This window comes from Streptomyces sp. DSM 41931 (assembly GCF_050271085.1).
Lineage (GTDB): Bacteria > Actinomycetota > Actinomycetes > Streptomycetales > Streptomycetaceae > Streptomyces > Streptomyces albogriseolus.
In genome coordinates, this window is the sequence record NZ_CP189902.1 from 1,101,648 (window position 1) to 1,127,940 (window position 26,293).

Consider the following 26,293-nt stretch of genomic DNA (forward strand, 5'->3'; position numbering starts at 1 on the left):
CCCGCGCCCTCCTCGTGCGTCACGGCATGCGGTCCCCCAGGAGTGCCAGGTTCTCGATGGCGGCGAGTCCGTAGAGGGCGGTGTCGTTGGTGGAGACCCAGGGGGCCTCGCTGCCGGCGACCAGGGCGGTGGGGCCGCTCACCTTCTCGGTCTTCCAGGGCGCGGACTCCTTGTAGCCGTCGGAGTCGTAGAACTTCGCCCACGCCCGCTTCGCCAGCGCCTCGTCGCCGGTGCGTACGGCGGCGTAGGCGTCGAGGCGGGAGTGGCCCTGGAAGAGGATCAGGCTGCCGAAGTCGGAGCCGTAGCGTGCGGCCTGTTCCGCCTTGGTGGCGTTGAAGTAGCGGCAGTAGTCGTAGTACGCCTCTTCGAACTCCGGCATGTCGACGAGGTCGATCAGTTCGGCGCACAGTTCGTTCAGGCCGAAGACGGCGGACAGGTGGGAGACCTCCACCTTCGGGGTGCCGGCCACGGCGAACCGGCCGGTGTCGAGGTCGTACAGGCCGCTGCCCTGGACGAAGCCGTTGGGCTGGGCGGCGATGGTCTCCATGGTGGAGAGCACGCGCGCCCGGGCCTTCTGCCACTTGGGGCCCTTGCGTTCCCATTCGGTGAGCCAGGCGGAGACCAGGCCGCTCCAGTCGGTGCCGAAGCCGATGGACAGGGCGTTGCGGTCGGGGGTGTACGGCTCGGTGCGGATCTTGCGGAGCGGGTCGAGGGCGAGGAAGGTCTCGTCGGAGTCGACGTTGGCGTGCATGAGGTCGCCGGTGCGTTCGTCGGCGGTGAGGAAGTAGTAGAAGCGCCGGTAGGTGGTGTTGGCGATGCGCTGCTGCTTGGCGCTGTCGGCGTAGTGCTGGACGCCGTGGCGGGTGCCGAGTCCGGCCCATTCGCCTAGGTGGTAGACGTCGACCTCGCCGGTGTGGCGGGTCATGGCCTCGGCGAAGCGGAAGATGTCGGCGCGCCCCGAGCGCAGGTAGGCGTACCAGAGCCACAGGTCGGGCGAGAGCTCGCTGTTGTCCCAGGCGTAGCCGCCGACGTCGTAGCGCCACTGGTGCCGGACGGTGTCGTAGGTGTGCATGATGTCGCCGTAGTCCCAGAAGCCGTACCAGCGGCGCTGCTCCACCTGGTCCTTGTAGTAGGTGAAGAGGAAGTCGAGGTGGTCCTCGATCTTCGCCTTGGCGGGGGTGGAGCGGTCGGGCTCGGCGAACAGGCCCTTGCCGAAGACGCCGGCGGCGACGAGCTGCCGGGGCGGCGCGGCGAGCTGCGGCAGCACGCGTACGGCGCGCGCCCGGTCGGCGAGCCGGTCGGCGTCCGGGGTGGTGGCCTCGGCCCAGAACAGCAGCTCGGAGGTGCGGGCGATGCCGTAGGGGGTGCCGAAGCCGGGCTCGTAGTCCTCGTAGGTGATGTTGAGGCCTTCGAGCTGTTCGGGGAAGGTGTCCTGTCCCATGCCGTCGTGGTAGAAGCGCAGGTCCATGGGCTGGGCCTCGGGTGACCAGAGCCAGAGGGTGACCTCGGCGGTGTCGGTGTGCGCGTTGCGGATGTCGAGCTGGGCGGGGTGCTTCTCCCAGAAGTCGCGCAGTCCGAAGGAGAGGCCGCCGCTGACGCCGCCGACGTAGCCGAAGCCGGAGGCGCGCCGCCCGCCGCCCGCGCCGATCCAGCCGTGGCCCTTCTTGGTGCGCTTGCGGACGGTGAAGCCGTCGGCGGAGAGCTGGGAGAGGGTGTGGTCGCCCCATTCGGGGATGTACTGCAGGCGGCTGGTGACGCGCTGGTCCCAGGTGGTCGGGTCGGGCAGCTTTCGGCCCTCGAACTGGGCCTGCTGCACGGCGGCCCCGGGGTCGCGGCGCAGCCCGGTGATGCCCTTCACCGCCTCCCGGAGCATTCCCTCGCCCTCGCCGCCGAGCCGGATGTGCCGGTCGTACGTCGCGTCGCGCAGCGGGACGGAGAAGCGGACGCCGATGCCGCGCACGAAGTCGCCCCTGTCGCTGCCGGGTTCCTGCTTCCCGTCGTAGGTGATGGTGTGCACCATGCGGAAGGAGTCGGCGCCCGCGTAGAAGTAGAGGCGCACGGAGAACGGCAGCAGGGTGTCGCGGCCCTTGCGGTGGGTGCCGTCGACGCGGACGACCGCGCGGACGGGACCGTCCTGCTCGACGGTGACGCCGGAGATCGTGCCGTCGAACCGCTCGGTCCTGACCGTGGTGCGGTCGCCGTCCTCGATCTCGGGCTGGCGCAGCACGACGAGGCGTGCGTCGCGGGCGATCTCGGTGGAGCCGCGGGTGACCGACCGGACGAGGGTGTCGCCGCCGGTGCCGATCCGGGCGGTGATGACACCGGTGGAGACGGTGACGGTGGCGCCGCGCCGGGTGACGGTGACCTTCTTCTCGGGCGCGGCGGGGGTGCCGGGTTTCAGGGTGAGCCGGCCGGTTCCGGAACTGACGGCGTGGGCGGTCCACTTGAGGGAGCCGTCGGGCCAGTGGGCGAGCGGCCAGGTCTGGACGGGGACGTCGTTGCCGTCGGCGTCCGTCACCGCGAAGGTGCGGCCCTCCGGGTGGGCGCCGCGGGGCCAGGGGACGCCGACGGTGGAACCGGGGGCCGCGCCCAGTCCGCCCTCCTCCAGCCAGTCCAGGGTCACCGGGTCGGCGCCGGCGGGCCCGGCGGCAGGCGCGGCGGCGGCGTCCCGTGCGCCGAGGGTCCAGCCGGCCTGGATGGCGGCTCCGGCGACGGCGGCCGCCTTGATGAGAGTTCTGCGGGGGATGGGGGACATGGCCCGTCCTTTCCATGGCTGGGTAATGTCAGGCGCATGACAGCGGAGGGCTCGGCGCCGAAGCGCCCGCCCCGACGGGTGGCACCGCCCGTCAGCGGTGCCGGTGACGCTCCTCCACGGCGACGGCGGCCGCCGCGACGGCCCCCAGCACGGGGACCGCGAGGGGGGTGCTGAACCAGGCGGAACAGACCACGACGGCCAGTCCGCCGATGAGCAGGAAGGATCCGGCGGGGTCGCGTACGGTGTGCCGCCCGGCCCGTGCCATGAGCGGCCGCCACGGGACACCGGGCCGCCACAGCGCCGCCGCGCGCAGCAGCGCGGCCGCCGCCCCGATCAGTGCGAGCACCCCGACGACCCCGACCAGCGGACCGCCCGGCAGCCCGGCCCGTACGGCCCGCAGGTCGGTCCACACGACGGCGACGGCCGCCCACCCGGCGAGCCCGACGAGCCAGCCGCCGCGCACCGCCGCCCTGAAGTCGGCCGTGAACTCCCGCCACCCGCCCTGCTCGTGGGTCAGATGGCGGCGCAGGTGCCGGGCCCCCGCCGCCAGCGCGGCGGGGTAGGTGACGAGCGGAAGCGCGGCCAGCGCGATCCAGACGCCGGTCAGCAGGCACTCGGCGAAGAGCGCGAACCTCCCCCAGGCCCTCGACCCGGTGCGTGCCTGCGCCATCGTCAGCTCACTCAGCCCTTCAGTCCGGAGGTCGCCATGCCGTCGATGAGATAGCGCTGGAAGGCCAGGAAGAAGGCCAGCACCGGCAGCAGCGCGACCAGCGACATGGCGATCATGCCGCCGTAGTTGGCGAGTCCCTCCTGGTCGACGAACATCTTCAGCCCGAGGGAGACCGTGTACTTGCCCGGCTCGTTGAGGTAGATCAGCGGGCCCATGAAGTCGTTCCAGGCGTTGATGAAGGTGAAGATGGCACTGGTGATCAGCGCGGGCCGGCACAGCGGCAGCACGATCGACCAGTAGATACGCAGATGCCCGCAGCCGTCGAGCCGGGCCGCCTCGTCCAGTTCCCGCGGCAGGTTCCGCATGAACTGCACCATCAGGAAGACGAAGAACGCCTCCGTGGCCAGGTACTTCCCCAGCAGCAGCGGGGTGTACGTGTTGATCATGTCCAGGTTGCGGAACAGCACGTACTGCGGGATCAGCAGCACGTGGTAGGGCAGCAGCAGCGTGCCGATCATCAGCGTGAAGAGCAGATTGCGGCCCGCGAACCGGATCTTGGCGAAGGCGTACGCGGTGAGCGAGCAGGAGACCAGGATGCCGATGACCGAACCGACCGCGAGGAAGAGCGAGTTGAAGAAGAAGGTGGAGATGGAGATGTCGGCGATGCCGTCGGTGAGGCTGGTGTAGTTGGACACGATCGGGTCGGCCGGGAAGAGGTCCAGGCTGCCGACGATGTCCTCGCTCCGCTTGAACGACCCGCCGACGACCCACACCACGGGGTAGAGGATCACCGCGAGGAGCGCCAGCGCCCCGATGTGCCAGGCGAGCGAGCCGGGCAGCCGGCGCCGCAGCGCCCCCTTCCCCGACGGGGCGCGGGTGATGTCGGTGGCCTGTGCGGTCATCGGCCGCCCTCCTCGTAGTGCACCCAGCGCTTCTGGGACCAGAACAGCACCGCCGTGACCAGGGCGACCGCGACCAGCAGCATCCACGCCATGGCGGAGGCCAGGCCCATCCGGCTGTTCTCGAAGCCCTGGACGTACAGGTAGCAGGTGTAGACCATGGAGCCGTCCGCCGGGCCGCAGGCGTTGCCGCCCGCGCCGCCGCCGACGATGTAGGCGGAGCTGAAGATCTGGAACGAGTGGATCGTCTCCAGCAGGACGTTGAAGAACAGCACCGGCGAGATCATCGGCAGGGTGATGTTCCAGAACTGCCGCAGCCTGCCGGCCCCGTCGACGTCGGCCGCCTCGTACAGCTCCCGCGGCACCTGCTTGAGACCGGCCAGGAAGATGACCATCGGCGCGCCGAACTGCCAGACGGTCAGGGCGACCAAACTGTAGATGATGAGGTCCGGGTCGCCGGTCCAGCCGCCGGCGTCGATGCCGAAGACCCTCTGGGTCCGGTCGACGACGGCGTCGTCCGAGAAGATCGCCTTCCAGACGATGGCGACGGAGACGCTCGCCCCGATCAGCGACGGGGCGTAGAAGGCGGCCCGGTAGAAGGCCTGCCCGCGCCGCTTCTGCGCCAGCAGCAGGGCCACGCCGAGCGCCACGAGCAGCTTGACGGGCGTGCCGACGACGACGTACCAGAGGGTGACCCGCACCGAGTGGCGCCAGCGCGGGTCGCCGAACATCTCGGAGAAGTTGTCCAGGCCGATCCAGCGCGGGGCGTCGAAGAGGTTGTAGTCGGTGAAGGCGAAGTAGAGCGAGGCGGCCATCGGGCCCGCCGTCAGCAGCAGGAACCCGGCGATCCACGGGGACATGAAGAGATAGCCGGCCAGGTTCTCCCGGCGGCCCCGCCGCTTCAGGCCGGCGGGGCGCAGGGGTGTGCCCGGACCGTGCCGCGGCTCGGGGTCCTTGGCCCGGACCTCCGTCGCGGGGGCGTGTGTCACGGCGGTTCCCATCAGCTGCTCAGGGCGGTCTTCGACTCGTTGAAGAACTGCTCGACGGCGTCGGCCACCGACCGCTTGCCCAGCCCCAGCTCCTCGCCGATGCGCAGGAACGCGGCCTCGCAGATGTCGGCGCCGTTCGGGTGCGGGGTGATGGGCTCCAGCACGCCCGCCTCGACGAGGGACTCCTCGTAGGCGGCGATCGCCTTGTTCACCGGGTCGGTGGGCCGGTACGCCTCGTACTGCGCCGTGGTGGCGGGGACGCCGCGGTCGTACCCCATGATCGTGGCGACCTCGGGGTCGTGCACCATGAAGTCGATGAACTTCGCGACCTCCACCGGGTGCTGGGTGCGCTTGGAGGCGCTCAGCATCAGCGAGCCGAGGTACTGGCCGGTCCGCTTGCCGTCGGTGGTGGGGATGGGGGCGAGACCGTACTCGCTCTTGCCCTCGGAGGTGTAGCGGACGGTGAAGTTGTCCCAGGTGAACTCGGATCCCGCGAGTTCGGCGGAGAGTGCCGACTTGGGCTTGATCTGGGCGACCTTCTTGGGATCGGCGAAGAGTCCGGACCTCACGCCCTTTTCCGCCTTCGTCCACCACCGGGTCAGATCCGTCTCGGTGAAACCGAGACCGTCCTCGGTGAAGAACGCCTTGCCGTTCTGACGCAGGTACAGGTCGTAGAGGTACATGACGCCGTACATGCCGCTGTCGCCGGCCCGGCCCGTCCGGTCGCGCACCCGGGCCATCGCCTCGTCGAAGTCGTCCCAGGTCCATCCCATGTCGGGGGTGATCCCGGCACGGGCGTAGACGGGCTTGTCGATGACGAGGGCCATCGAGTTGGACCCCACGGGCACGCCGAGGAGTTTGCCGTCGATCTCACCGAACGTGTCGAGGCCCGCCCGGAATCCCTCCATGCGCAGGTTGCCGGCCTTCACCTGCTCCTTGAGGTCCAGGAGCACATTCTTCGCATCGTATTTGCGGAGGAATCCGACGGCATTCTGGAAGACGTCCGGCGGATTCCCGCCGGAGGCCTGCGTGTTGAACTTCTTCCAGAAATCCGGGTACGGCTGGAAGTCGGTCTTGACCTTGATCTTCGGGTACTTCTTCTCGAAGAGATCGATGGTCTTGTTGATGCGCCGCGCCCGGTCCTCGGCGCCCCACCACGCATAACGGATCGTCACCGTTCCGTCCCCGGAACCGCTTCCGCCACCGCAGGCGGTCGCCGTCGCACCGAGCCCCGTGACGGCGAGCGAGGCCCCCGCCGCTTTGAGGACCGTCCGCCTCTCCACACCCTTGCCCTGCTGCATACGAGCCTCCCCGCGACGGTCCCGACCGTCTCATGAATCGTTTCAAGTAAGCGCTTGCTGGCACAAGGTACGGAGGCCCCACGGGCGCGTCAATGATTCGGACAGGATTTGATGGCGGGCCCTCGCGGGAGCCGGCCGGCGGGGGCGTCCGGCGGCCATCCGGGCCGGGAGGGAAAGCGGCAGGTCCCCGCCCCTGCGGCCGACCGGCCGAACAGCGCGGCGACGGCCGCGACGGGCCGCGCGGAAGGTCACGGTTGGGTGAAGCGCGGGCGAAGCGGAACGGGGCGGAGGGGGCGTCGGCAGGCCGTCCCGGATACGACGAAGCGGCCCGGCTCACTGTTGGTGAGCCGGGCCGCTTGATCCCGGTGGGCGATACTGGGTTCGAACCAGTGACCTCTTCGGTGTGAACGAAGCGCTCTCCCACTGAGCTAATCGCCCGGGCGCAGGAAGAACATTACCCCATGTCAGGGGGTGCCCGTGACCAGTGTGACCGCCGGGGGCCGGGCGGGCCGACCCCCGGCCCGCGTCACTGGTCCTTGATCTTCCAGGGCATCTGCAGACCGAACTTCCACAGGTAGAAGCCGGCCAGCGCGGCCACGATCACCAGGCCGACCGACGTCAGGATGATGTTGCGGCGGCGCACCCGCGGGTCCAGCGCCCGCTGGGCCGCCTCGGTGACCTTCCGCTTGGTCCAGCGCAGCACCAGCTGGGCCCAGACGAACTCGGTCGCCCAGATCGCCAGGCCGCCGAAGATCACGACCCATCCCGGGCCGGGCAGCACCAGCATCAGCGCGCCGGCCACCACCACGGCCAGGCCGACGACGAAGACCCCCACCTGCCAGCTCACGTGCAGCGCACGCCGCGCCTTCACGAACTCGGGCGCCCTCGACCCGAGCGCCCGCTCGTCCCGACGTTCGCTCTTGTCCACCGTCACCCCGTGGGCCGCGGTCACGACCTCGCCGGCCTCGTCACTCCCCGTGTTCATGCATCCCAACACTACCGGAGCGAATGACATCACCGGAATGGACGCAGGGCGCGAACGATCTCTCGGCCGGAAGAGTTACGTAATCCCACGCAAAACACTCAGAGGGGTTTACAACGGCACCGTAGGTGGCATGTCGATTTCGCCGACGTGCGAATCCCCGAGCGCACACTGAGCGAAAGGCCCTGGCGCTTATGAACACCACGGTCAGCTGCGAGCTGCACCTGCGCCTCGTTGTGTCGAGCGAGTCCTCCCTGCCTGTCCCCGCAGGCCTGCGGTACGACACGGCCGACCCCTACGCCGTGCACGCCACCTTCCACACCGGAGCCGAGGAAACCGTCGAGTGGGTGTTCGCCCGCGACCTCCTCGCCGAGGGACTTCACCGCCCCACGGGCACCGGCGACGTCCGCGTCTGGCCGTCGCGCAGTCATGGTCAGGGCGTCGTGTGCATCGCCCTGAGCTCTCCGGAGGGGGAAGCCCTGCTCGAGGCCCCGGCCCGGGCTCTGGAGTCCTTCCTGAAGCGCACAGACGCCGCCGTGCCGCCCGGCACGGAGCACCGGCACTTCGATCTCGATCAGGAGCTCTCGCACATTCTGGCGGAAAGCTAGCGAGGCCGCCGCGAAGCTGCCCGGCGCCGTCGACTCGGGGTGACGGCTCGGGCCCGGACAGCCGCATACGGATGCAGCCGCATACGGCTTGTGCATCGGCGTCGACGCCGCGGGGTTTGCCGTGGCTCGGCGCCGGTGTGCTGCGGCGGGGCTGATCGCGCAGTTCCCCGCGCCCCCTTCGCCCACCGGGGGGCCGCGCGGTGTTTCGTTGGCGGCTGCGGGGCGTCGGGGGTTGAGCGCGCCGTTCCCCGCGCCCCTGTGGGGCGCCTGAGCGCGTCGCTGGGTGGGAAGCGCTGGTGTCGCTTTAGCGTGGGAATCGAAGCCATGTGCGGAGCGGGGAGGTGCGAGGTGCGGCGGAGCCACTACCATCGGCCAGCATCGGCGGGCGCCCGCCCGACCCCCAGGCCAGGGAGCGAATCGTGCTGATCACCCATGACACCCGGTGCGCGCTGGACACCGTGGTGGATCTGGTGAACACCGCACCGGAGGACGACGCGACTCCGGACGGACTGGCGGACGTCGCCGCCCTCGAGGCGTTCGTGCGGGACCACGAGGTCAGCGAGGTCGGGGTGCTGACCGAGTTCGACCTGGCCGCGGTACGCAAGATCCGCGCCCGGTTCGCCGCGGTGTTCGCCGCTCCGGACGCCCGCAGCGCCGCCACGATGATCAACGAGCTGATCGCGGCCGCCGGCACCACTCCCCGGCTCACCGACCACGACGGCTACGACTGGCACGTGCACTACTTCGCCCCGGGCGCCTCCGTGGCCGACCACCTGGCCGCCGACTGCGGGATGGCGCTGGCGTTCTTCGTGGTCGCCGGGGAGCAGGAGCGCCTGCGCCGCTGCGAGGCGCCGGACTGCCGGCACGCCTTCGTCGACCTGTCCCGCAACCGCTCGCGCCGCTACTGCGACAGCCGCACCTGCGGCAACCGGCTGCACGTCGCCGCCTACCGGGCGCGCCGCAAGGAGGCGGCGGGCTGATCCGCCCCCGGCCGCCACGGAGAGTGACGGGAGATGCCGGGCCGACGCGGTCCCGACGGGTGACGCCGGGAACCGCGGGTACGGCTCACAGCCACAGCAGGTCGTGCAAGGCGGCCGTGAGCAGCAGACACCCGATCACCGCAAGGAAGATCATCAGCGGTGGCTGGGATAGGGCGAAGAGACATCCGCGCGGCTCGTCCTGCTGCGGCGCGGCATCGCTCTGTGTCGTGTCCAGCATCTCGCCGCGATGATGACGCATCGGACGGGCCGGACGCGATCAACACTCGTGGAAAGCGCGTGGGCACACGGAAAGCGCGATCCAACCGGTCAGAGCGTGATCATTTCCGCGCGGTCCGGGACCCCCTGTGACGCATGTGGTCCCGGGCGGTCATATGCCGTGCTTCTTGAGGATGGCCTCGATGTCGCTGAAGTCGTCGTCCCCCTGCGCGGCCGGCTTCTGCCGGGGAGCGGGGCTCTGCCCGCGGGAGGACGCCTGTCCCAGGGCGGGCGCGGAGGCGCCGGGCGCCGTGGCGGCGGGGGCGGCCGACTCCTGTGCCGCCTTGCGTTCCTTACGGGTGCCGCCGCGCCGGCGCTCCACCGTGCGGGTCGTGGCGAACAGCAGCCAGGACAGGCCCAGCACGCCGAAGCCCGCCCATGCCGTCGGGCTGAAAGCGGTGTCCGCGAGCCACTCGACGACGCCGGTCATCACCAGACCGAGCGGCACCAGCGCGTACGCGGCGATGCGGGTCGCCGTGAGGTAGCGCTTGCGGTAGGCCGTGACCACCGCGATGCCCAGGCCTGCCGCGGCGACGGCGGAGCAGACGGTCTCGGCAATCATCCGGTCCTCCAGGGCAGCGGGCGTGGTGTCACGACGGGCTTCGCTTCGTCCCTTCCATCCTGCACCCACCGCACCCGCAGCGGCCATGCCCGTGGCGGACATCAGGGACATCTCCGGGTCCCGGCTCCTCCGCAGGTGCCGGTCGGCGCACACCTGGGGGATCTCGGGGCCGGGGGCCGAGGGTGCGGGCGCGGGGCCGGATTGGGTGGTGCCGGGGCGTGGCTGGAAGACTGTCGGCCATGAGTGACTCCTCCCCCGCCCGTCCCGCCGCCCCCGTCCTCGACGTGTGGTGCGAGCTGCAGTGTTCCGACTGCCGGACCGCCCTGGACGACCTCCGCGCCCTGCGGGCCCGGTACGGCGACCGGCTGGACATCCGGCTGCGGCACTTCCCGCTGGAGAAGCACAAGCACGCCTTCGCCGCGGCCCAGGCCGCCGAGGAGGCGTGGGAGCAGGGCCGGGGCTGGGACTACGCGGAGGCCGTGCTCGGCCGGGTCGAGGAGCTGGAGCGCGGGGGCGAGGCGGTCCTGGTCGAGACCGCCCGCGAGCTGGGACTGGACGCCGACGAGGTCGACACCGCCCTGATCGACGGGCGGCACATCCTGGTGGTCGACGCCGACCAGGCCGAGGGCAAGGCGATCGGGGTGACCGGGACGCCGACGTACGTCATCGGCGGGGAGCGGCTCGACGGCGGCAAGAGCCAGGAGGGGCTGCGCGAGCGGATCGAGGAGATCGCGGACCGGCTGCTGGCCGGGCCGGACGCCTGACCCCGCCGTCCTCTTCCGCCTCGGCGGCTACACCAGCGGCTTGTACAGCGAGTACCGGGTGGTGTTGTAGCCGAGCGAGTCGTAGAGTCGCTCGGCCGGGGGGTTGTCCGCGAACACGTTGAGGCCGATGGTCCGGTTGCCCGCGGCGGCGGCCTGGGCCTCGGCGAGCAGCATGAGGCTGCGCCCGTGGCCCTGGCCCCGGTGGGCGGGGAGCGTCTCCACGTCGAACACGTACGCGCGCTCCCCGCGCACGGCGAGCCACAGCGTGCCGACCACGGCGCCCTCGTGTTCGAGGACGCTGAGGAGCATGTCCTCCGTGGCGAGGCCGTCGGGCAGCAGCGCGGCCTGGTCCGCGGCGGCCTTGGCCCGCGCCTCGGCCTCGGGCACCCCGCGCCGCGCCCACTCGCGCGCGTAGTCCGCCGAGCTCTCGGTCTGCCAGGCGCCGTACTCCTCCTCGGTCATGGGCCGTGCGCGGGTGCCGTCCGGCAGGGCGGGCGGGGTGTCGCCGAGGGCCTTCTCCATGTTCCGGTTGCGCACGACGTAGCCGAGCGCCGTGGCGAGGGCCAGGGCGGTGCCCGGTTCTGCGGGGACGGTGACCTCGATGCGGCGGCAGCCCCAGCCGCGGGCCACCTCCTCCGCCGCGAGCGCGGCCACCGTGCCCCGGCCGCGCCGGCGGTCGGGTTCGTCGATGCGCAGGCTGAGGATCCACGCCACGGCGTCGCCGAAGACGGGGTCCGTGCCGAGCCGCATCTCCCCCACCGGACGGCTGTTCACGCAGACGTGGAAGTGACGCGAACGTGTCCCGTCGGGGTTCCGCTGAAGCGGCTCGGTCGGCCGCAGGGTGGTGGTCATCAGGGGTGTTCTACCCCGCTGGGGCTTCCGGCTTCACCGGGTTTTCCGGCCCCTCACGGGTCGATGTCCGCCGCGGACCGCTCGTCGAAGATCCGCATGGCCTTGGCCGTCACCGGGCCGGGCGCGGCGGACAGTTCGCGGTCGTCGACGCGGTGCACGGCCTGTACGTCACGGAGGGTGGAGGTGAGGAAGATCTCGTCGGCCTCCCGCAGGACGTCCAGCGGCAGGTCGGTCTCCTTGGCGCCGGTCCACTCGACGACCAGGTGGCGGGTGATGCCCGCGAGGCAGCCGGAGGCGAGCGGCGGGGTGTGGATCTCGCCGTCGAGGACGACGAAGACGTTCGACCCGGTGCCCTCGCAGAGCTGTCCGACGGTGTTGCCGAACAGCGCCTCGGTGGCGCCGTGTTCGTGCGCGCGGGCGAGGGCGACGACGTTCTCGGCGTACGAGGTGGTCTTCAGGCCGGTGAGCGCGCCGCGCTCGTTGCGGGTCCAGGGCACGGTGACGACGGCCGTGGTGTCCGGGCGGCGGGTGGTCCCGCCGAGGGCGACGACGAGGGTCGGGCCCTGGTCGCCTCGGTCGGAGCCGAGCGGGCCGTGTCCGCCGGTGTAGGTGAGGCGCAGCCGGCCGAGCGGCACGGGGTTGGCCTCGAGGACGGCGGCACAGGCGCGGCGGACCTCGTCGAGGTCGGGGTCGGGCAGCCCGAGGCCCCGGGCGGAGCGGGTCAGCCGGTCGAGATGCCGGGTGAGGGCGAACGGCCGGCCGTCCACGGCCTTCACCGTCTCGAAGATGCCGTCGCCCACGGTCAGCCCGTGGTCGAAGACGGAGACGCGGGCGGACTCGGAGTCCCGCAGCGCGCCGTCGAGCCAGATCTTCACGTCTGGATCCTTTCGCTCACCTGGTACGTCCCCGACGCTACCGCGAGCAGCCGGGAAGCCTTCAGTTCGGTCTCCCGCCACTCCCCTTCGGGGTCGGAACCCCAGGTGATGCCGGCGCCCGTGCCGAACCGCAGCGCGGCCGCGCCGTCCGCGTCCCGGTCGATCCAGAAGGTCCGGATGCCGACGGCGAGCACCCCGGTGCCGCGGTCGGCGTCGACCCAGCCGATCCCGCCGCAGTACGGGCCGCGCGGGGCGGTCTCCAGCGCGTCGATGATCCGCAGCGCGCTGGACTTGGGCGCCCCGGTGACGGAGCCGGGCGGGAAGGCGGCGCGCAGCAGCCCGGGCCAGCCCTCGCCGTCGCGCAGCTCGCCGCGGACCGTGGAGACGAGGTGGACCAGTCCCGGGTGCTTCTCGACGGCGCAGAGGTCGGGGACGGTGACGGTGCCGGTGGCGCAGACCTGTCCGATGTCGTTGCGGACCAGGTCGACGATCATGACGTTCTCGGCGTAGTCCTTCTCCAGCAGGTCCGCCTCGGTCCGGCCGGTGCCCTTGATCGGCCCGGACTCGACGGCCCGGCCCTCGCGCCGGAGGAACAGCTCGGGCGAGGCGGTGGCGATCTCCACGCCGTGCCGCGGCAGCCGAATCGTTCCTGCGTACGGCGCCGGGTTGCCGCGGGCCAGCAGGGCGGTGAGGGCGTCCACGTCGGCGTCCGGGGGCACCGGCGCGGACAGGACACGGCAGAGGTTCGCCTGGTAGACCTCGCCCGCCGCTATGTGGTCGCGGATCCGGCGCACCGCCGCCGTGTACGCGGCGCGGTCGAGGGAGGACGTCCAGTCGCCGGCCGCCGGGCCGCGCCAGGCGCCCGGAGCGGGCGGCGGCACGGGCTGGGTGCGGACGTCCCGGAACCGGGCGCAGGTCAGGCGCCCCTCGAAGTCGGCGGCGACGGCCCAGAAGCCCGAGGAGTCCAGGGCGGCGGGGTCGTCGGTGACGTCGGCGAGGCCGGTGGCGACGCGGTCACCGAAGCGCGCGAGAGGTGGCAGGTCGAGCACGCCACGAGTCTATGGCGGGGGCGCACGGGTGACGTGACCACGCCCGTGAGCAGGCGCAGCGCAGCACGCTGCGCAAACGGGTTTTTGTACTGGCCCCGGAATCCGCTAGAGTTCAGTTCGTCGCCGGGACGCGCAAGCGGACCGAAACGACAGGCGGACGTAGCTCAGTTGGTAGAGCGCAACCTTGCCAAGGTTGAGGTCGCGAGTTCGAGCCTCGTCGTCCGCTCGAAGGAAGAGGGGGCTTCCCGGTCCCCTACACTCCTGGTGGAGTGGCCGAGAGGCGAGGCAACGGCCTGCAAAGCCGTCTACACGGGTTCAAATCCCGTCTCCACCTCCAAGGACGATTAGCTCAGCGGGAGAGCGCTTCCCTGACACGGAAGAGGTCACTGGTTCAATCCCAGTATCGTCCACTGGATCTCCGGATCCTGGGTCTGCGAAGATCCGAACCCCGCGCGATTAGCTCAGCGGGAGAGCGCTTCCCTGACACGGAAGAGGTCACTGGTTCAATCCCAGTATCGCGCACGCAGTGCCCGTGATCCGCTCCGCGGAGTGGTCATGGTCCCGAGGACGATTAGCTCAGCGGGAGAGCGCTTCCCTGACACGGAAGAGGTCACTGGTTCAATCCCAGTATCGTCCACACGGCTCGAAGCCCCCGGTCCCGCGACCGGGGGCTTCGTCGTGTGCCCGTCAGCTGGAGAAGAGCATGTGGCCGAAGCTCTTGTGACGGCGGTTGCCGTAGTGGCCCCCGTGCGGCGCCCCCCACGCCGGGGCCTGCGGCGCCGCGGCCGGGTAGGCCTGGGGTGCGGCCGGCGGGGGCGGGGCGGGCTGCGACCACTGGGACTCGAGCCGGGTCAGCGCCTCGAGCTCGCCGTAGTCGAGGAAGATCCCCCGGCACCCGCTGCACTGCTCGATCTGGACACCGTTGCGGTTGTACGTGTGCATGGGGGCACGGCACTTCGGACACTGCATCTTCGTCGTCAACTCCTCGCCGGTCGTACCTGCTTCGCGTATCAGCTGGACAGACTCCGTCCGGCTGTGGGCCGGTTGCACCCTACGCCGGGGAAATTCGTCTCAGTCCGCCGGGGCGGCGGCCGGTACGGACCGCATACGGGCGCAGGCGTCGACCAGCCACTCCTCCACCTCGTCCAGCGGCCGGCCCGCCGCGGCCGCCTTGGTGACGGCGCGGGCGGCGGTCTGCGCGGTGAGGGCGCGGGCCGGGACGTCCAGCGCGGGCCAGGGGTCGCCGTCGGGCGGTACGGCGGGGCCGCCGGCGGCCCGGTAGGCGGCCAGGAAGCGGTGCCAGGCGTCGGGGTCGAGCATCCCCACGGCGTACCAGGCGGCGGGGCGGGCCAGGTCCCAGACCGGCGGGCCCGCGCCGAGGTCGTCCACGTCGATCAGCCGCCACGGGCCGCCCGGGGCGGGGTCGCGTATCAGCTGGCCGAGGTGGAAGTCGCCGTGGCAGAGGCGTACGGGTCCCGGCGCGGGCGCCTCGCCGCGGGTCCATGGCGGGAGGTCCGCCCAGGCGTCCAGCACGGGGCCGGCGGCCGGGTGGCGCGGGGTGAGGTCCCGGAGGAGCGCGACGGCCCGGGCGGCCTTCTCGGGTCCGCGCAGGGGAGGGACGGCCTCGGGGAGCGGGATCCGGTGCAAGCGGGCGAGGAGGGCGCCCGCCTCCTCCCAGGGGGCGGCGTCCGGGTCGTCCGGGTCCACGGGGGTGCCGTACGGCCAGTGCGTGACCGGGCGGCCGTGCAGCTCGGCCGGGGCCGGGGCGAGCGGGGGCAGCAGGATGCCGGGGAGGCGGGCGGCGACGGCGAGCCGGAGGGCGAGCGCGGCGGCGTCGGTGCCGGGGGCGTGCGCCTTGGCCACGGCGGCGGCGTGCCGGACGACGGTGGTGTCCTCGCGGTGGGCGAGGGTGGCCGCGGTGCAGGCGCAGGCGGGGTCGCGGGCGTGGGCCGCCTCCGCGGCGCGGGCGGTCAGGGCGGGGAGGAGGTCCTCGGTCACGGGGTGAGGCTACGCGGGGCCGGCGGGCGCGTATCGGGCGCCGGGGACGAGCGCCCGGGGAAAAGCAATGCCGGCGCAGCTCCCCAGCTGCGCCGGCATCTTGCCGTCCGCCGCACCCCCGTCCCCACGGGGTTTCATGGGTGGATGTCCCCGCCCGGACCGCTCTTCCGGGCCTGGGGTCGCTGAATCAGCGCCCCAGCATCTCGCCCACGGACGACGCCTGTGTGGTCACCGTCTCCCACCCGTCGAAGACGAGGAGGAGCAGGACCGCCAGGGGCAGGGCCATGAGCGTCGCCACCAGCGGGTGCCGGCGGCCCTCGCCGCGATCCCGCGTGCGGAGCAGCGTCCGCGGTGCCGTGTACGCCATGGTCCCTTCTCCTGACCGTTTCTGTTGTCGTTGGCAGCGGCGGGCGTCCGACCTCGGGGGACGAGTGCTGCACCCGCCGCTCGACCTCAAATCTAGGGGTCCCGGGCTCCTGGCACGTCATGCCCTCGTACCGATCCATGGGCCTCCCCGAGGATGAGCGGGGCCCCGCGCCGTACTCCCCTGGGTGGAGACGGCGTCCTACGCCTCGGGGACATCCCCGAGGGGACGGCCGCCGCGGCCCGCTCCCTCCGAGGTGTCCTGGCGGGGGACGGGCTGCTCCACCAGCGCGAGCACCCGGTTCGCCATGAAACGCGCCGTGCGCACCACAGCCCCGGTTCGGGTGACTTCGCTCACTTCGACCACCCCTCGTCGTACCGCCGTCTCGACCCTGCGCCCCGCCCGCGAGGCCACCACCTCGTACGTCCGCGTCGTGTCCCCCGCGTCCACGACGATCTCGACCCGGTCACCCTTCACGCGATCAATCCCCCTTTCGTGTCGGGTGGTTGGGATCAGCCGGGACCGCCCTCGCGCGAACCCGGCCTGCTCACGCGCTCCCTGACCACTCTTCAAGTCTCCCACCGGCCACTGACAATCCGTCGCGCGGAGAGGGCGCGGCCTCTGCGCACGGACGGCTGTGGAAACGTAAGCTGTGGCACGTCACAGGACCGGGCAGCGGGGATGAACATGGCGATGATGCGCCTGAGGCGCGAGGACCCGCGCGTCGTCGGCTCTTTCAGGCTTCACCGACGGCTCGGCGCGGGCGGGATGGGCGTGGTCTATCTGGGCTCCGACAAGAAGGGGCAGCGGGTCGCGCTGAAGGTCATCCGCCCCGATCTCGCGGAGGACCAGGAGTTCCGCTCACGGTTCGCCCGCGAGGTCTCGGCGGCCCGGCGCATCCGCGGCGGCTGCACCGCCCGGCTGGTCGCCGCCGACCTGGAGGCGGACCGCCCCTGGTTCGCCACCCAGTACGTGCCCGGCCCGTCGCTGCACGACAAGGTCGCCGACGAGGGTCCGCTCGGCGCCGCCGAGGTGGCCGCCGTGGGCGCCGCGCTCTCCGAGGGGCTGGTCGCGGTGCACGAGGCCGGGGTGGTGCACCGGGACCTCAAGCCGTCCAACATCCTGCTGTCCCCGAAGGGGCCGCGGATCATCGACTTCGGCATCGCCTGGGCCACCGGTGCGTCGACGCTCACGCATGTGGGCACGGCCGTCGGCTCGCCCGGTTTCCTCGCGCCCGAGCAGGTGCGCGGCGCGGCCGTCACGCCCGCCACGGACGTCTTCTCGCTGGGCGCCACGCTCGCGTACGCGTCGATGGGCGACTCGCCCTTCGGGCACGGCAGTTCCGAGGTGATGCTGTACCGGGTGGTGCACGAGGAGGCGCAGCTGCAGGGCGTCCCCGACGCGCTGGCCCCGCTGGTGCGGGCCTGTCTGGCGAAGGACCCCGAGGAGCGGCCGAGCACGCTGCAACTGTCGCTGCGGCTCAAGGAGATCGCCGCGCGCGAGGCGCAGGGGCTCGCCGACGTCCGGCCGCCGGCGCCGCGGACCCCCGAGTCCGAGCGGGCGGGCGGCCGGCTCGCCGACACGTACCCCGACCGGGACGCGCGCCGGCAGGGCGGCCGGGCCACTCCCCCGCGCGGCGGCTCCGTCTCCCGGAGCGGCGGTCCGTCGTCCTCGCGGGGCGGCCGGAGCGTGCCCCCGTCCCGGGGCGGCGGCTCCGGGCGCGGCGGGGCGCCCCGCCAGGGCACACCGGCCCGTCCCAGGCCGCGCACCGGCACACCCTCCCGCGGCGGAACCCGCCCCGGCACCGGCACAGGCGCCCGCCGCCCGGCCTCCCGCACGGGCTCCGGCCTGCGCCCGGCGAATCCACGGCTGCTGAGGCAGCGGTTGTTCGTGTTCGTGGTGGTGACGTTGGTGGTGGCGTTCGGGATCGCGCTGGTGCAGGGGTGTCAGGGGCCGTCCTGAAGCGCGCCTCCGGGCGGAGGTGCCTACTGCTGTGGCCGCCCCGCCGTCACCGCGTAGAAGGCGACCGCCGCTGCCGCGCCCACGTTGAGGGAGTCCACTCCGTGGGCCATCGGGATGCGGACCCAGGTGTCGGCGGCGGAGAGGGCGCGGGGTGAGAGGCCCGTGCCTTCCGCGCCCAGCATCAGGGCCACCCGGTCCATCCGGTGCGGGGCCGTCTCGTCGAGGGTGCGGGCGCGTTCGTCCGGGGTGAGGGCGAGGACGGTGAAGCCGAGGTCCTGGACCGTCGTCAGGTCCTTGGGCCAGGTCTCCAGGCGGGCGTACGGGACGGAGAAGACGGCGCCCATGGAGACCTTGACGCTGCGGCGGTACAGCGGGTCGGCGCAGTCCGGGGAGAGCAGGACCGCGTCCATGCCGAGGGCGGCGGCCGAGCGGAAGATCGCGCCGATGTTGGTGTGGTCGTTGACCGACTCCATGACGACGACACGGCGGGCCGTGCGGAGCACGTCGGCGGGGTCGGGCAGCGGCCGGCGCCGCATGGAGGCGAGCGCGCCGCGGTGCACGTGGTAGCCGGTGACCTGTTCGGCGAGCGCGGGCTCCACGACGTACACCGGGGCGTCGGAGCGGGCGATGACGTCCCGCATGACGTCCACCCACTTCCGCGACAGCAGCATGGAGCGCATGGCGTAACCGGCCTCCCCGGCCCGCCTGATGACCTTCTCGCCCTCGGCGATGAACAGGCCCTCGGCGGGTTCGCGGCGGCGGCGCAGCTCGACGTCCGTGAGGTCGGTGTAGTCGTGCAGGCGCGGGTCGGCGGGGTCGTCGACGGTGATGATCTCGCCCATGTCAGCCGGCCGTCCCGTCCGGGCCGACGGCCACGACGTCGCCGATGACGATGACCGCGGGCGGCTTCACGTCCCGGGCGACGACCGTTTCGGCGACCGTGGCGAGGGTGGCGTCGACGCGGCGTTGAGCGGCGGTGGTGCCCTCCTGGACCAGGGCGACCGGGGTGTCCGGGGACTTGCCGTGCGCCACCAGGGTCTCGGCGATCCGGCCGATCTTGTCGACGCCCATGAGGATCACCAGGGTGCCGGTGAGCTTGGCCAGCGACGGCCAGTCGACCAGGGAGCGCTCGTCGTCGGGTGCGACATGGCCGCTGACCACGGTGAACTCGTGCGCCACACCGCGGTGGGTGACGGGGATGCCGGCCGCGCCGGGCACGGAGATGGAACTGGAGATGCCGGGGACGACGGTGCAGGGGATGCCGGCCTCGGTGAGGGCGTGCAGTTCCTCCATGCCGCGCCCGAACACGTACGGGTCGCCGCCCTTGAGGCGGACCACGGACTTGCCCTGCTTGGCGTGCTCGATCAGCGCGTTGTTGATGGCCTCCTGGGCCATGTACCGGCCGTACGGGATCTTCGCCGCGTCGATCACCTCGACGTGCGGCGGGAGTTCGGCGAGGAGGTCGCGCGGGCCGAGCCGGTCGGCGATGACGACGTCGGCCTCGGCGAGCAGGCGGCGCCCGCGCACGGTGATGAGGTCAGGGTCGCCGGGGCCGCCGCCGACGAGGGCGACTCCGGGTGTGCGCCTGCGGTGGTGCGGGGCGACGAGGGTGCCGTCGCGCAGGCCCTCGACCACGGCGTCGCGGACGGCCGCGGTGTGCCGGGGATCGCGTCCGCGCGCGTCGGTGGTGAGCACGGCGACGGTGACGCCCTCGCTGTGACCGGTCGCGGGGGTCCAGGCGGTGGCCTGGTCGGCGTCGTCGGAGCGGACGCACCAGACGCGGTGCTGCTCCGCCTCGGCGGAGGCGGCGGTGTTGGCGTCGGGGTCGCTGGTGGCGATCAGCGCGTACCAGGCGCCGGCGAGGTCGCCCTCGGCGTAGGGGCGGCGGTGCCAGGTGATCTCACCGGTGTCCGCCATCGCCTCCACGGAGGGCGTGGCCTCCGGCGACACCAGGTGGATGTCGGCGCCCGCCTTGATCAGGGCGGGGAGACGCCGCTGGGCGACCTGGCCGCCGCCGAGGACGACGACCCGGCGTCCGGTGAGGCGGAGGCCTATGGGGTAGGGCGGGTGTTCGGCCATCAGCTGGGGCTCCTCGGACGAGCGATGGGTCAGCGGGCACGCTGCGGCGTCGGAGCGGGCCTGACGTGGCATTTTATGCCCGAGGGCGGCGTACGTGGGGTGGGTCCGGGGAGTGGGACGGGTCTCACCGAGGGCCGGCCTCTCGGACCGGCGGGTTCCGCCACGGACGGCGTCCCCGCGCGCCCCGTGCCGACGGGGCGGGCGGGGACGTCCGTCTGCTACTTCTCCGTCACGCCCGCCGAGTCGAACGTGGCGACCTCGTGCATGGCGCGGGCCGTGCTCTGGACCAGCGGGAGCGCGAGCAGCGCGCCCGTGCCCTCGCCGAGGCGCAGGTCGAGGTCGACCAGCGGGCGCAGCCCCAGCTTGTTGAGCGCGGCCACGTGGCCGGGCTCGGCGCTGCGGTGGCCGGCGATGCAGGCCGCGAGGACCTCCGGCGCGATGGCGCGGGCGACCAGCGCGGCGGCGCCGGCGCTGACGCCGTCCAGGATCACCGGTGTCCGCAGCGACGCACCGCCGAGCAGCAGGCCGACCATCGCCGCGTGCTCGAAACCGCCGACCGCGGCCAGGACGCCGAGCGGGTCGGACGGGTCCGGCTGGTGCAGGTCGAGGGCGCGGCGGACGACGTCGGTCTTGCGGGCGAGCGTCTCGTCGTTGATGCCGGTGCCGCGGCCGGTGACCTCGGCCGGGTCGGCGCCGGTGTAGACGGAGATGAGGGCCGCGGACGCGGTGGTGTTCGCGATGCCCATCTCGCCCGTGAGCAGCGCTTTGTTGCCGGCCGCGACGAGGTCGCGGGCCGTCTCGATGCCCACCTCGACGGCCTGCTTGGCCTCCTCGCGGGTCATCGCGGGCCCGGCGGTCATGTCGGACGTCCCGGCGCGGATCTTGCGCGGCAGCAGTCCGGGCGTGGCCGGCAGGTCGGAGGAGACGCCCACGTCGACCACGCAGACCTCGGCGCCGACCTGGGCGGCGAAGGCGTTGCACACCGCTCCCCCGCCGAGGAAGTTCGCCACCATCTGGGCGGTGACCTCCTGCGGCCAGGGGGTGACGCCCTGGGCGTGCACCCCGTGGTCGCCGGCGAAGATCGCGACGGCCGCGGGCTCCGGGATCGGCGGCGGGCACTGCCGGGACAGCCCCGACAGCTGGGCGGAGATGATCTCCAGCATGCCGAGCGCTCCGGCCGGCTTGGTCATGCGCTTCTGGCGCTCCCACGCCTCGCCGAGCGCCTTGGCGTCGAGCGGGCGGATCTGCGCGACGGTCTCGGCAAGCAGGTCGTGGGGGTCCTCTCCGGGCAGGGCGCGGCGGCCGTACGTCTCCTCGTGCACCACCCATGACAGGGGGCGGCGCTTGGACCAGCCGGCCTGCATCAGCTCGGGCTCGTCCGGGAATTCGTCGACGTAGCCGACGCACAGGTAGGCGACGACCTCCAGGTGCTCGGGCAGGTCCAGGGCGCGGACCATCTCGCGCTCGTCGAAGAAGCTGACCCAGCCGACGCCGAGACCCTCGGCGCGGGCGGCGAGCCAGAGGTTCTCCACCGCGAGCGCGGAGGAGTACGGCGCCATCTGCGGCTGGGTGTGCCGGCCGAGGGTGTGGCGTCCGCCGCGCGTGGGGTCGGCGGTGACCACGATGTTCACCGGGGTGTCGAGGATGGCCTCGATCTTCAGTTCCTTGAACTGCTTGGCCCGGCCCTTGGGGAGCGTCTTGGCGTAGGCCTCGCGCTGGCGCATCGCCAGTTCGTGCATCCGGCGCCGGGTCTCCTCGGAGCGGATGACGACGAAGTCCCACGGCTGCGAGTGCCCGACGGAGGGCGCGGTGTGGGCGGCCTCCAGGACGCGCAGCAGCACCTCGTGCGGGATGGGGTCGCTGCGGAAGCCGTTGCGGATGTCCCGGCGCTCGCGCATGACCTTCAGCACGGCCTCGCGCTCGGCGTCCGCGTAGCCGGGGGCGGCCGGTCCGGCCGGCTCCGGCCGCGGCTCGGGCTCCACGCCGGCGCCCTGGGTGTCCAGGTCGTCGCCGTTCTGCGCGACCTCGGCCCCGGCGTCGGCGGCGGGGGCGGGCGGTACGGCGGCGGGGGTCTCCTCGGGGGCGGCCTGGGGCTCCGGTGCGGGGGCCTCCGGGACGGCGACGGCCTCGGCGGGCGCGGCCTCGGGGGCTGCTTCCTCGGGGACCGTCACGCCCTGCGGCGGGGTGGGAGCCAGGTGGGGCGCGGTGGGCACGGTGCCGTCCACGGGGACGAACTGGCCCAGCGGCTGGTCCGCCCCGGGCTCCAGCGGCAGGGTGCCGGGAAGCGGGGTCGCGTGCGCGGGCGTCTGCTGCGGACCCTGTACCGCCTCGGGGGCGGGCATGGGCTCCGGGGCCGCCTGGGGCTCGGGAGCGGCGGCCTGGGGTTCGACAGCGGTCGGGGGCTCCGGCGCGGCCGCGGTTTCCTCGGTGGCCGGTGCGGACTCGGGAGCCGCCGGGGGCGCGGGAGCGGCCGGTCCGGCAGGAGCGGGGGCCGTCTCGGCGGCGGGCTCCTGGGACGCCGGGGCTTCGGACTCCGCCGCGGGCGCGTGCTCCGGGGCCGCCGGCGCCTCAGTGGGGGGCACGGCGGTGCCGGCGGCCTCCGCTGCCGGGGCCTCGGGGGTCTGCGTGTCCTGCGCGGCGGCCGCGTCCGGCACCGGGGCGGTCTCGGGCGCCTCGGGGACCTGAACGGCCTCGGGCGCGGCGACCTCCGCGACGGCGGCGGGGGTTTCCCGGGGCGCGTCGGCGTCGGCCTGGACCTCGGTGTCCGGCGCACCTGCGGTCTCGTCGGCGGCCACCTGCGGCTCGGCCGCCTGCGGTTCCGCCGTCTGCGCTTCGGCCGCCTGGGCGGCAGCCGCCTGGGCCGCGTCGTCCTGCCCGTCCGCCGCGACGGCCTCCGGTGTCTGGGCCTGCTCGGGCCCGGCCACCGTCGCGCCGGTGTGCTGCGCCGCCTCGGGGGCGACCGGCGCCTCGGCCTGCGGGGCCTGGGGTTCCTGAGCCGCAGCCTCCTGCGGCGCCTCGGCGCCCTCGGCCTCCGGCACGGGCGCGCCACCGTCCGCCCGCTCAGCGGCAGGCGCGTCCTGCGCCTCGCCGGCCTCCGGGGTCACCGGCGCCTCCACAGCGCCCTCCGGAGCGACAGCGACGCCCGCCTGCTGAGCGGCCTCCGCCGCCTCGCCGGGTGCGGCGTCCCATGTCTCCGCGGCGCCACCCGTCGCCGCGTCCCCGGGCGCACCCGGCCCCGGCACGACCGGCGTGACCTGCTCGCCGTACGCCGCAGGCGTCCGCTCGCCCTCGGCGGCGACCGCGGTGCCGACCGCCTGGGTGGCGACCCGGGCGACGGCCGCCTGGGCCGCGTCCGCCGGTCCCGCGACCGGAGTCGCGCCGCCCGCGCCCTGGGCGACCCAGGGCGCGGCCTGCGGTGCCGCCGCCTCGCGTGTGCGCGGGACGTCGAGGTACTCGGGGCCGAGGGTCGGCGGGCCCGGCTGGCGGGCCGGCAGGTCGGCGGGGCCGCGGTCGGCGAGGGAGCGGACCGGGCTCGCGGACAGGTCGGGCAGCGGCGGGCCGAGGTGCAGCGGACGGCGCGGCGCGGCCGGTGAGGGGGCAGGCGCGGGCGCCGGCTGCTGCGGCTCGGGCGGGCGGACGCCGCCGAGGTCGACGGAGCCGCTGTCGCGGCCGTCCGTCTCGTGCGGGCCCGGCTGGTGGACGGTCTCGACGACCGGCTCGGGCGCGGGCGGCGCGATCTCGTTGCCCCAGGCGCCCTGGGCGCCCGGCAGCAGCAGGTCTTCGTCCTCGGCGGGACTGTCGGAGAGGTAGGTGAACGCGTCCGGCGCGGCGACGCCCGGCTGCTCCACCCTGCCTGCGTTCTCCGGCAGTCCCTCGCCCGGGACCTGGCCGGTGTCGGTCATGCGTACCCCTCGCCCATCGGTTAGTGCTCCTACGACCAGCTCACCCGGAACGGCGCACCGACCGCCCCACACTGAAGAACGAGCGTGCGTCCCCAGCGGCACGAACGGCCCGCCCGAAAAAGGCGACAAAGCCATTCACTGGCATTGTCGCGGGCGCACCGCCGTCGCGTCAGCTTGATCGGCGACGGTTCCGCTGTGGACTGCGCCACTTTGCGCGTCCTTCGGTTCCTGCCGTACCACGACCCACCCCAAAACGGGCGCGCTTTTTGGACATTGGCCGACGAAGCGTCGGGTGACCAGTGCGGTACAACGATCGGCCAGCCTACCGCGCGCAGTACGACAAACCGATCACGGGGACGGCTACGGGGCTCAGCGGCCTCGAGCGGGCAGCACCCCGCTGAGCAGGAACGCGACGCTCCGTTCCTTCTCCGTCCAGGCCCGCGTGTCGAGTTCGACGGACTGGAGGAGGGCGCACTCGACGCGGTAGCCGTGCTCCGTCAGGTTCCGGCCGATCAGTTCGGCGTCGTCGCGGGTGGCGGCGTGCGTGACGATGCGCTGCGGACGGCGGTCGGCCACGGCGGAGACCACGGCCGCTCCCCCGCCGCCGACCCGGACCACGTCGGGTTCGGGAAGGTTCTCCAGGATCTGCGGCGCGGTGCCGTGGAGGATCTGCATCTGGACGCCGTGGCGGCGTGCGGCGGCGTCGGTGCGGGCGCAGGCGTGACGGTCGCGGTCGACGGCGATGACGGCGGCCCCGGCCCGCGCGGCGTCGGTGGCGAACGCTCCGGAGCCGCAGCCGATGTCCCAGACGAGGTCGCCCAGGCCCGGTCCCAGGCGGGCGAGTTGGCCGATGCGCACGGGTTCCCGCTCGCCCTCGCCGAGGTCGCCGCCGTACTCCCCGGAGGGCAGCGTCCAGCCGCGCGGCCCCGCGGAGGGGTTGCGTCCGGCGATCCAGCCGGCGGAGTCGCCGGAGGCCACCGGGCCGCCGATGACGATCACCACGTTGGGGTCGCGCCAGGTGTGGTCGGCGGCCTTGTCGGAGGTGACGACGGTGACCTGCTCGCGGTCGGTGCCGAGTTCCTCGCAGATGACGAAGGAGCGGTGGACGCCCTCCATCAGCAGGCCGAGTTCGGCGGGTCCGGCGCCGGGCGAGGTGAGAACCGCCACTTTGGTGTGGGCCCGGCACACGTTCACGGCGCGGCGCAGGGTGCGCGGGTGGGCGACGACCACCTCCGCGTCGTCCCAGGGCATGCCGGCCCGGGCGAAGGCGGCGGCGACCGAGGAGACGGCGGGCACGACCTCGACCTCCAAGCCGAACTCCGGCGCGCGCAGGGTGCGTACGACGCCGAAGAAGCCGGGGTCGCCGTCGGCGAGCACGACCGCGGTGCCGCGGTGCGCGGCGATGCGGCGGGCGGCGAGGGAGACGGAGCCGAGGCGGATGCGCTCGGCCGCGGCGGGCACCTCGGGGAGCGCCAGGTGGTGTGCGGCGCCGGCGACCAGCGTGGCGGCGCCGAGCGCGCCGCGTGCCGCGTCGGTCAGCGGCGAGCCGTCCCAGCCGATCACCGTGACCCGGTCGGCCATCGTCGTCAGTCTCCTGAGGTTTGCGCAGGTCGTCGTCGGCTGTTCCGCCCGAAGGCGGTCTGCTGAGATTACCTGGTGCGGTCACGGGCCGCCGCGCCGGTGCGGGCCGCCGTACGCCTCTCGGACGTCAGTTCCAGTCGGTGTAGCCGGGGAAGCCGCCGCTGCCGGCCAGCTGTCCGTCCGCGCCCTCGATGTCCTCGGGCAGCAGGCTCCACACGATGTAGTCGGTGCGGACCTCGCTCCAGCCGCCGTCCTCGCCGCGGACGCGGGCTATGCAGGCGTTGCGCAGCACGCCCTCGCTGATGCAGCCGATCTTCTGGGCGACCTGCTGGGCGGCGGTGTTGTCGGCGGCGGTGCGCAGTTCGACGCGCTGGAGCTTCTGGTCGCCGAACAGCCACTGGGCGGTGGCGAGCGCGGCCTCGGAGGCGTAGCCCTCGCCGCGCGCCCAGGGGGCGACGATGTACGACAGCTCGGTGGACCGCACATGCCAGTTGGTGCGGGTGAGCCGGATGAGGCCGACCAGGCGCTGGGTGAGGAACTCGGTGACGGCGAGGTCGAGGCCGTGTCCCGCGGCGCGTTCGGCGGGGGCGTACTCGGTGATCCAGGTGCGGGCGGTGTCCTCGGTGAACGGCTGCGGGACGCCGGTCCAGGCGCCTACCTGCTCGTCGCTCATCATCGCGGCGAGGGCGGGGACGTCGTCCGCGTCGAGGGGACGCAGCACCAACCGCTCCGTGCTGAGGGAGATGTCGGGGAAGGTGCTCGTCATGCGCCGCTCCGTAACCTGAGAGACCGTCGGGTGCTGCTGAACTGCCCAGCATGCAGCATGAAAGCACCGGAACGCACCA

General features: G+C 73.2%; 24 protein-coding genes and 6 tRNA genes. 9 read left to right on the forward strand and 21 right to left on the reverse strand.

Annotation, left to right across the window (positions count from 1 at the left end; all coding sequences use genetic code 11):
• Positions 1-19 precede the first annotated feature (19 nt).
• The 7 genes from ACP7TJ_RS05275 to ACP7TJ_RS05305 form a co-directional block, all read right to left on the reverse strand.
• Positions 20-2,755 carry a Tat pathway signal sequence domain protein gene (locus tag ACP7TJ_RS05275; RefSeq protein ID WP_427762300.1) on the reverse strand — a complete coding sequence of 912 codons (2,736 nt, stop codon included), beginning with the start codon at positions 2,753-2,755 and terminating at the stop codon, positions 20-22.
• Between the two features lie 91 nt (positions 2,756-2,846).
• The gene (locus ACP7TJ_RS05280; RefSeq protein WP_427762302.1) at positions 2,847-3,425 is read right to left on the reverse strand and encodes a hypothetical protein; all 579 of its coding nucleotides are present in this window, start codon (positions 3,423-3,425) and stop codon (positions 2,847-2,849) included.
• Positions 3,426-3,436: 11 nt separating this feature from the next.
• The gene (locus ACP7TJ_RS05285) at positions 3,437-4,327 is read right to left on the reverse strand and encodes a carbohydrate ABC transporter permease (RefSeq protein ID WP_167744021.1); all 891 of its coding nucleotides are present in this window, start codon (positions 4,325-4,327) and stop codon (positions 3,437-3,439) included.
• Entirely contained in the window at positions 4,324-5,325 is a 1,002-nt protein-coding gene (locus tag ACP7TJ_RS05290; RefSeq protein WP_427762304.1) for a carbohydrate ABC transporter permease, read from the reverse strand. Before ACP7TJ_RS05290 ends, ACP7TJ_RS05285 begins: the two co-directional genes overlap by 4 nt.
• Positions 5,325-6,614 carry an ABC transporter substrate-binding protein gene (locus ACP7TJ_RS05295; protein ID WP_427762306.1) on the reverse strand — a complete coding sequence of 430 codons (1,290 nt, stop codon included), beginning with the start codon at positions 6,612-6,614 and terminating at the stop codon, positions 5,325-5,327. The genes ACP7TJ_RS05290 and ACP7TJ_RS05295 overlap by 1 nt, the downstream gene beginning before the upstream one ends.
• Before the next feature lie 366 nt (positions 6,615-6,980).
• A tRNA-Val gene (locus ACP7TJ_RS05300) sits at positions 6,981-7,052 on the reverse strand.
• An 88-nt stretch (positions 7,053-7,140) separates the two neighbouring features.
• Positions 7,141-7,599 (reverse strand): TIGR02611 family protein, encoded by a 459-nt coding sequence (locus ACP7TJ_RS05305; protein ID WP_093768321.1) that lies wholly within the window; start codon positions 7,597-7,599, stop codon positions 7,141-7,143.
• 191 nt (positions 7,600-7,790) lie between these two features.
• Between ACP7TJ_RS05305 and ACP7TJ_RS05310 the strand changes: the two genes are divergently transcribed.
• Positions 7,791-8,204: an SsgA family sporulation/cell division regulator gene (locus ACP7TJ_RS05310; protein ID WP_004002642.1), complete on the forward strand. Its 414-nt coding sequence runs from the start codon at positions 7,791-7,793 to the stop codon at positions 8,202-8,204.
• 419 nt (positions 8,205-8,623) lie between these two features.
• The gene (locus ACP7TJ_RS05315; protein WP_093768322.1) at positions 8,624-9,184 is read left to right on the forward strand and encodes a CGNR zinc finger domain-containing protein; all 561 of its coding nucleotides are present in this window, start codon (positions 8,624-8,626) and stop codon (positions 9,182-9,184) included.
• An 85-nt stretch (positions 9,185-9,269) separates the two neighbouring features.
• Here the strand turns inward: ACP7TJ_RS05315 and ACP7TJ_RS05320 are convergent, their stop codons facing one another.
• Positions 9,270-9,422, reverse strand: a complete 153-nt coding sequence (locus ACP7TJ_RS05320) for a hypothetical protein (RefSeq protein WP_019523797.1) — start codon at positions 9,420-9,422, stop codon at positions 9,270-9,272.
• Between the two features lie 150 nt (positions 9,423-9,572).
• The gene (locus ACP7TJ_RS05325) at positions 9,573-10,022 is read right to left on the reverse strand and encodes a hypothetical protein (RefSeq protein WP_376725279.1); all 450 of its coding nucleotides are present in this window, start codon (positions 10,020-10,022) and stop codon (positions 9,573-9,575) included.
• A 239-nt stretch (positions 10,023-10,261) separates the two neighbouring features.
• Between ACP7TJ_RS05325 and ACP7TJ_RS05330 the strand changes: the two genes are divergently transcribed.
• Entirely contained in the window at positions 10,262-10,786 is a 525-nt protein-coding gene (locus ACP7TJ_RS05330; RefSeq protein ID WP_189910336.1) for a DsbA family protein, read from the forward strand.
• Between the two features lie 27 nt (positions 10,787-10,813).
• Here ACP7TJ_RS05330 and ACP7TJ_RS05335 read toward each other — a convergent pair whose 3' ends face one another.
• Genes ACP7TJ_RS05335 through ACP7TJ_RS05345 form a run of 3 tightly spaced genes read right to left on the reverse strand, consistent with a single transcriptional unit; the run spans position 10,814 to position 13,562 of the window.
• Positions 10,814-11,638, reverse strand: a complete 825-nt coding sequence (locus ACP7TJ_RS05335; protein ID WP_403163797.1) for a GNAT family N-acetyltransferase — start codon at positions 11,636-11,638, stop codon at positions 10,814-10,816.
• Positions 11,639-11,691: 53 nt separating this feature from the next.
• Positions 11,692-12,513, reverse strand: coding sequence for an aminotransferase class IV (locus tag ACP7TJ_RS05340; protein WP_167744027.1), 822 nt, complete (start codon positions 12,511-12,513; stop codon positions 11,692-11,694).
• Positions 12,510-13,562 (reverse strand): chorismate-binding protein, encoded by a 1,053-nt coding sequence (locus ACP7TJ_RS05345; RefSeq protein ID WP_193459273.1) that lies wholly within the window; start codon positions 13,560-13,562, stop codon positions 12,510-12,512. Before ACP7TJ_RS05345 ends, ACP7TJ_RS05340 begins: the two co-directional genes overlap by 4 nt.
• 153 nt (positions 13,563-13,715) lie before the next feature.
• Here ACP7TJ_RS05345 and ACP7TJ_RS05350 point away from each other — a divergent pair.
• The 5 genes from ACP7TJ_RS05350 to ACP7TJ_RS05370 all read left to right on the forward strand — a co-directional run bounded on the left by ACP7TJ_RS05350 (position 13,716) and on the right by ACP7TJ_RS05370 (position 14,199).
• Positions 13,716-13,788, forward strand: a tRNA-Gly gene (locus tag ACP7TJ_RS05350).
• Between the two features lie 37 nt (positions 13,789-13,825).
• Positions 13,826-13,899 (forward strand) — tRNA-Cys (locus ACP7TJ_RS05355).
• Between the two features lies 1 nt (position 13,900).
• Positions 13,901-13,972: transfer RNA gene (locus ACP7TJ_RS05360), tRNA-Val, on the forward strand.
• 40 nt (positions 13,973-14,012) lie between these two features.
• Positions 14,013-14,084, forward strand: a tRNA-Val gene (locus ACP7TJ_RS05365).
• A gap of 43 nt (positions 14,085-14,127) precedes the next feature.
• A tRNA-Val gene (locus ACP7TJ_RS05370) sits at positions 14,128-14,199 on the forward strand.
• A gap of 50 nt (positions 14,200-14,249) precedes the next feature.
• On the opposite strand, the gene ACP7TJ_RS05375 is transcribed toward ACP7TJ_RS05370, so the two are convergent.
• From ACP7TJ_RS05375 to ACP7TJ_RS05390, 4 genes are all read right to left on the reverse strand, one after another.
• Entirely contained in the window at positions 14,250-14,531 is a 282-nt protein-coding gene (locus ACP7TJ_RS05375) for a zf-TFIIB domain-containing protein (RefSeq protein ID WP_078540911.1), read from the reverse strand.
• A gap of 102 nt (positions 14,532-14,633) precedes the next feature.
• Positions 14,634-15,560: a phosphotransferase family protein gene (locus ACP7TJ_RS05380; RefSeq protein WP_367547653.1), complete on the reverse strand. Its 927-nt coding sequence runs from the start codon at positions 15,558-15,560 to the stop codon at positions 14,634-14,636.
• A 187-nt stretch (positions 15,561-15,747) separates the two neighbouring features.
• Positions 15,748-15,927, reverse strand: coding sequence for a hypothetical protein (locus ACP7TJ_RS05385; protein WP_093768329.1), 180 nt, complete (start codon positions 15,925-15,927; stop codon positions 15,748-15,750).
• Between the two features lie 198 nt (positions 15,928-16,125).
• Complete coding sequence (locus ACP7TJ_RS05390) at positions 16,126-16,401, reverse strand: hypothetical protein (protein ID WP_093768330.1); 276 nt, start codon at positions 16,399-16,401, stop codon at positions 16,126-16,128.
• A 204-nt stretch (positions 16,402-16,605) separates the two neighbouring features.
• Here ACP7TJ_RS05390 and ACP7TJ_RS05395 point away from each other — a divergent pair, with 204 nt between their 5' ends.
• Positions 16,606-17,886, forward strand: a complete 1,281-nt coding sequence (locus ACP7TJ_RS05395) for a serine/threonine-protein kinase (RefSeq protein WP_167744030.1) — start codon at positions 16,606-16,608, stop codon at positions 17,884-17,886.
• A 23-nt stretch (positions 17,887-17,909) separates the two neighbouring features.
• Here the strand turns inward: ACP7TJ_RS05395 and ACP7TJ_RS05400 are convergent, their stop codons facing one another.
• The 5 genes from ACP7TJ_RS05400 to ACP7TJ_RS05420 all read right to left on the reverse strand — a co-directional run bounded on the left by ACP7TJ_RS05400 (position 17,910) and on the right by ACP7TJ_RS05420 (position 26,214).
• Entirely contained in the window at positions 17,910-18,728 is an 819-nt protein-coding gene (locus ACP7TJ_RS05400) for a TrmH family RNA methyltransferase (RefSeq protein WP_093768332.1), read from the reverse strand.
• Position 18,729: 1 nt separating this feature from the next.
• Complete coding sequence (gene cobA / locus ACP7TJ_RS05405) at positions 18,730-19,965, reverse strand: uroporphyrinogen-III C-methyltransferase (protein WP_425949915.1); 1,236 nt, start codon at positions 19,963-19,965, stop codon at positions 18,730-18,732.
• Between the two features lie 218 nt (positions 19,966-20,183).
• Positions 20,184-23,867 (reverse strand): nicotinate-nucleotide--dimethylbenzimidazole phosphoribosyltransferase, encoded by a 3,684-nt coding sequence (gene cobT, locus ACP7TJ_RS05410; RefSeq protein ID WP_427762314.1) that lies wholly within the window; start codon positions 23,865-23,867, stop codon positions 20,184-20,186.
• Between the two features lie 369 nt (positions 23,868-24,236).
• Positions 24,237-25,448, reverse strand: coding sequence for a precorrin-6y C5,15-methyltransferase (decarboxylating) subunit CbiE (cbiE, locus tag ACP7TJ_RS05415; RefSeq protein WP_167744033.1), 1,212 nt, complete (start codon positions 25,446-25,448; stop codon positions 24,237-24,239).
• A gap of 127 nt (positions 25,449-25,575) precedes the next feature.
• Positions 25,576-26,214 (reverse strand): GNAT family N-acetyltransferase, encoded by a 639-nt coding sequence (locus ACP7TJ_RS05420; RefSeq protein WP_427762315.1) that lies wholly within the window; start codon positions 26,212-26,214, stop codon positions 25,576-25,578.
• Positions 26,215-26,293 lie beyond the last annotated feature (79 nt).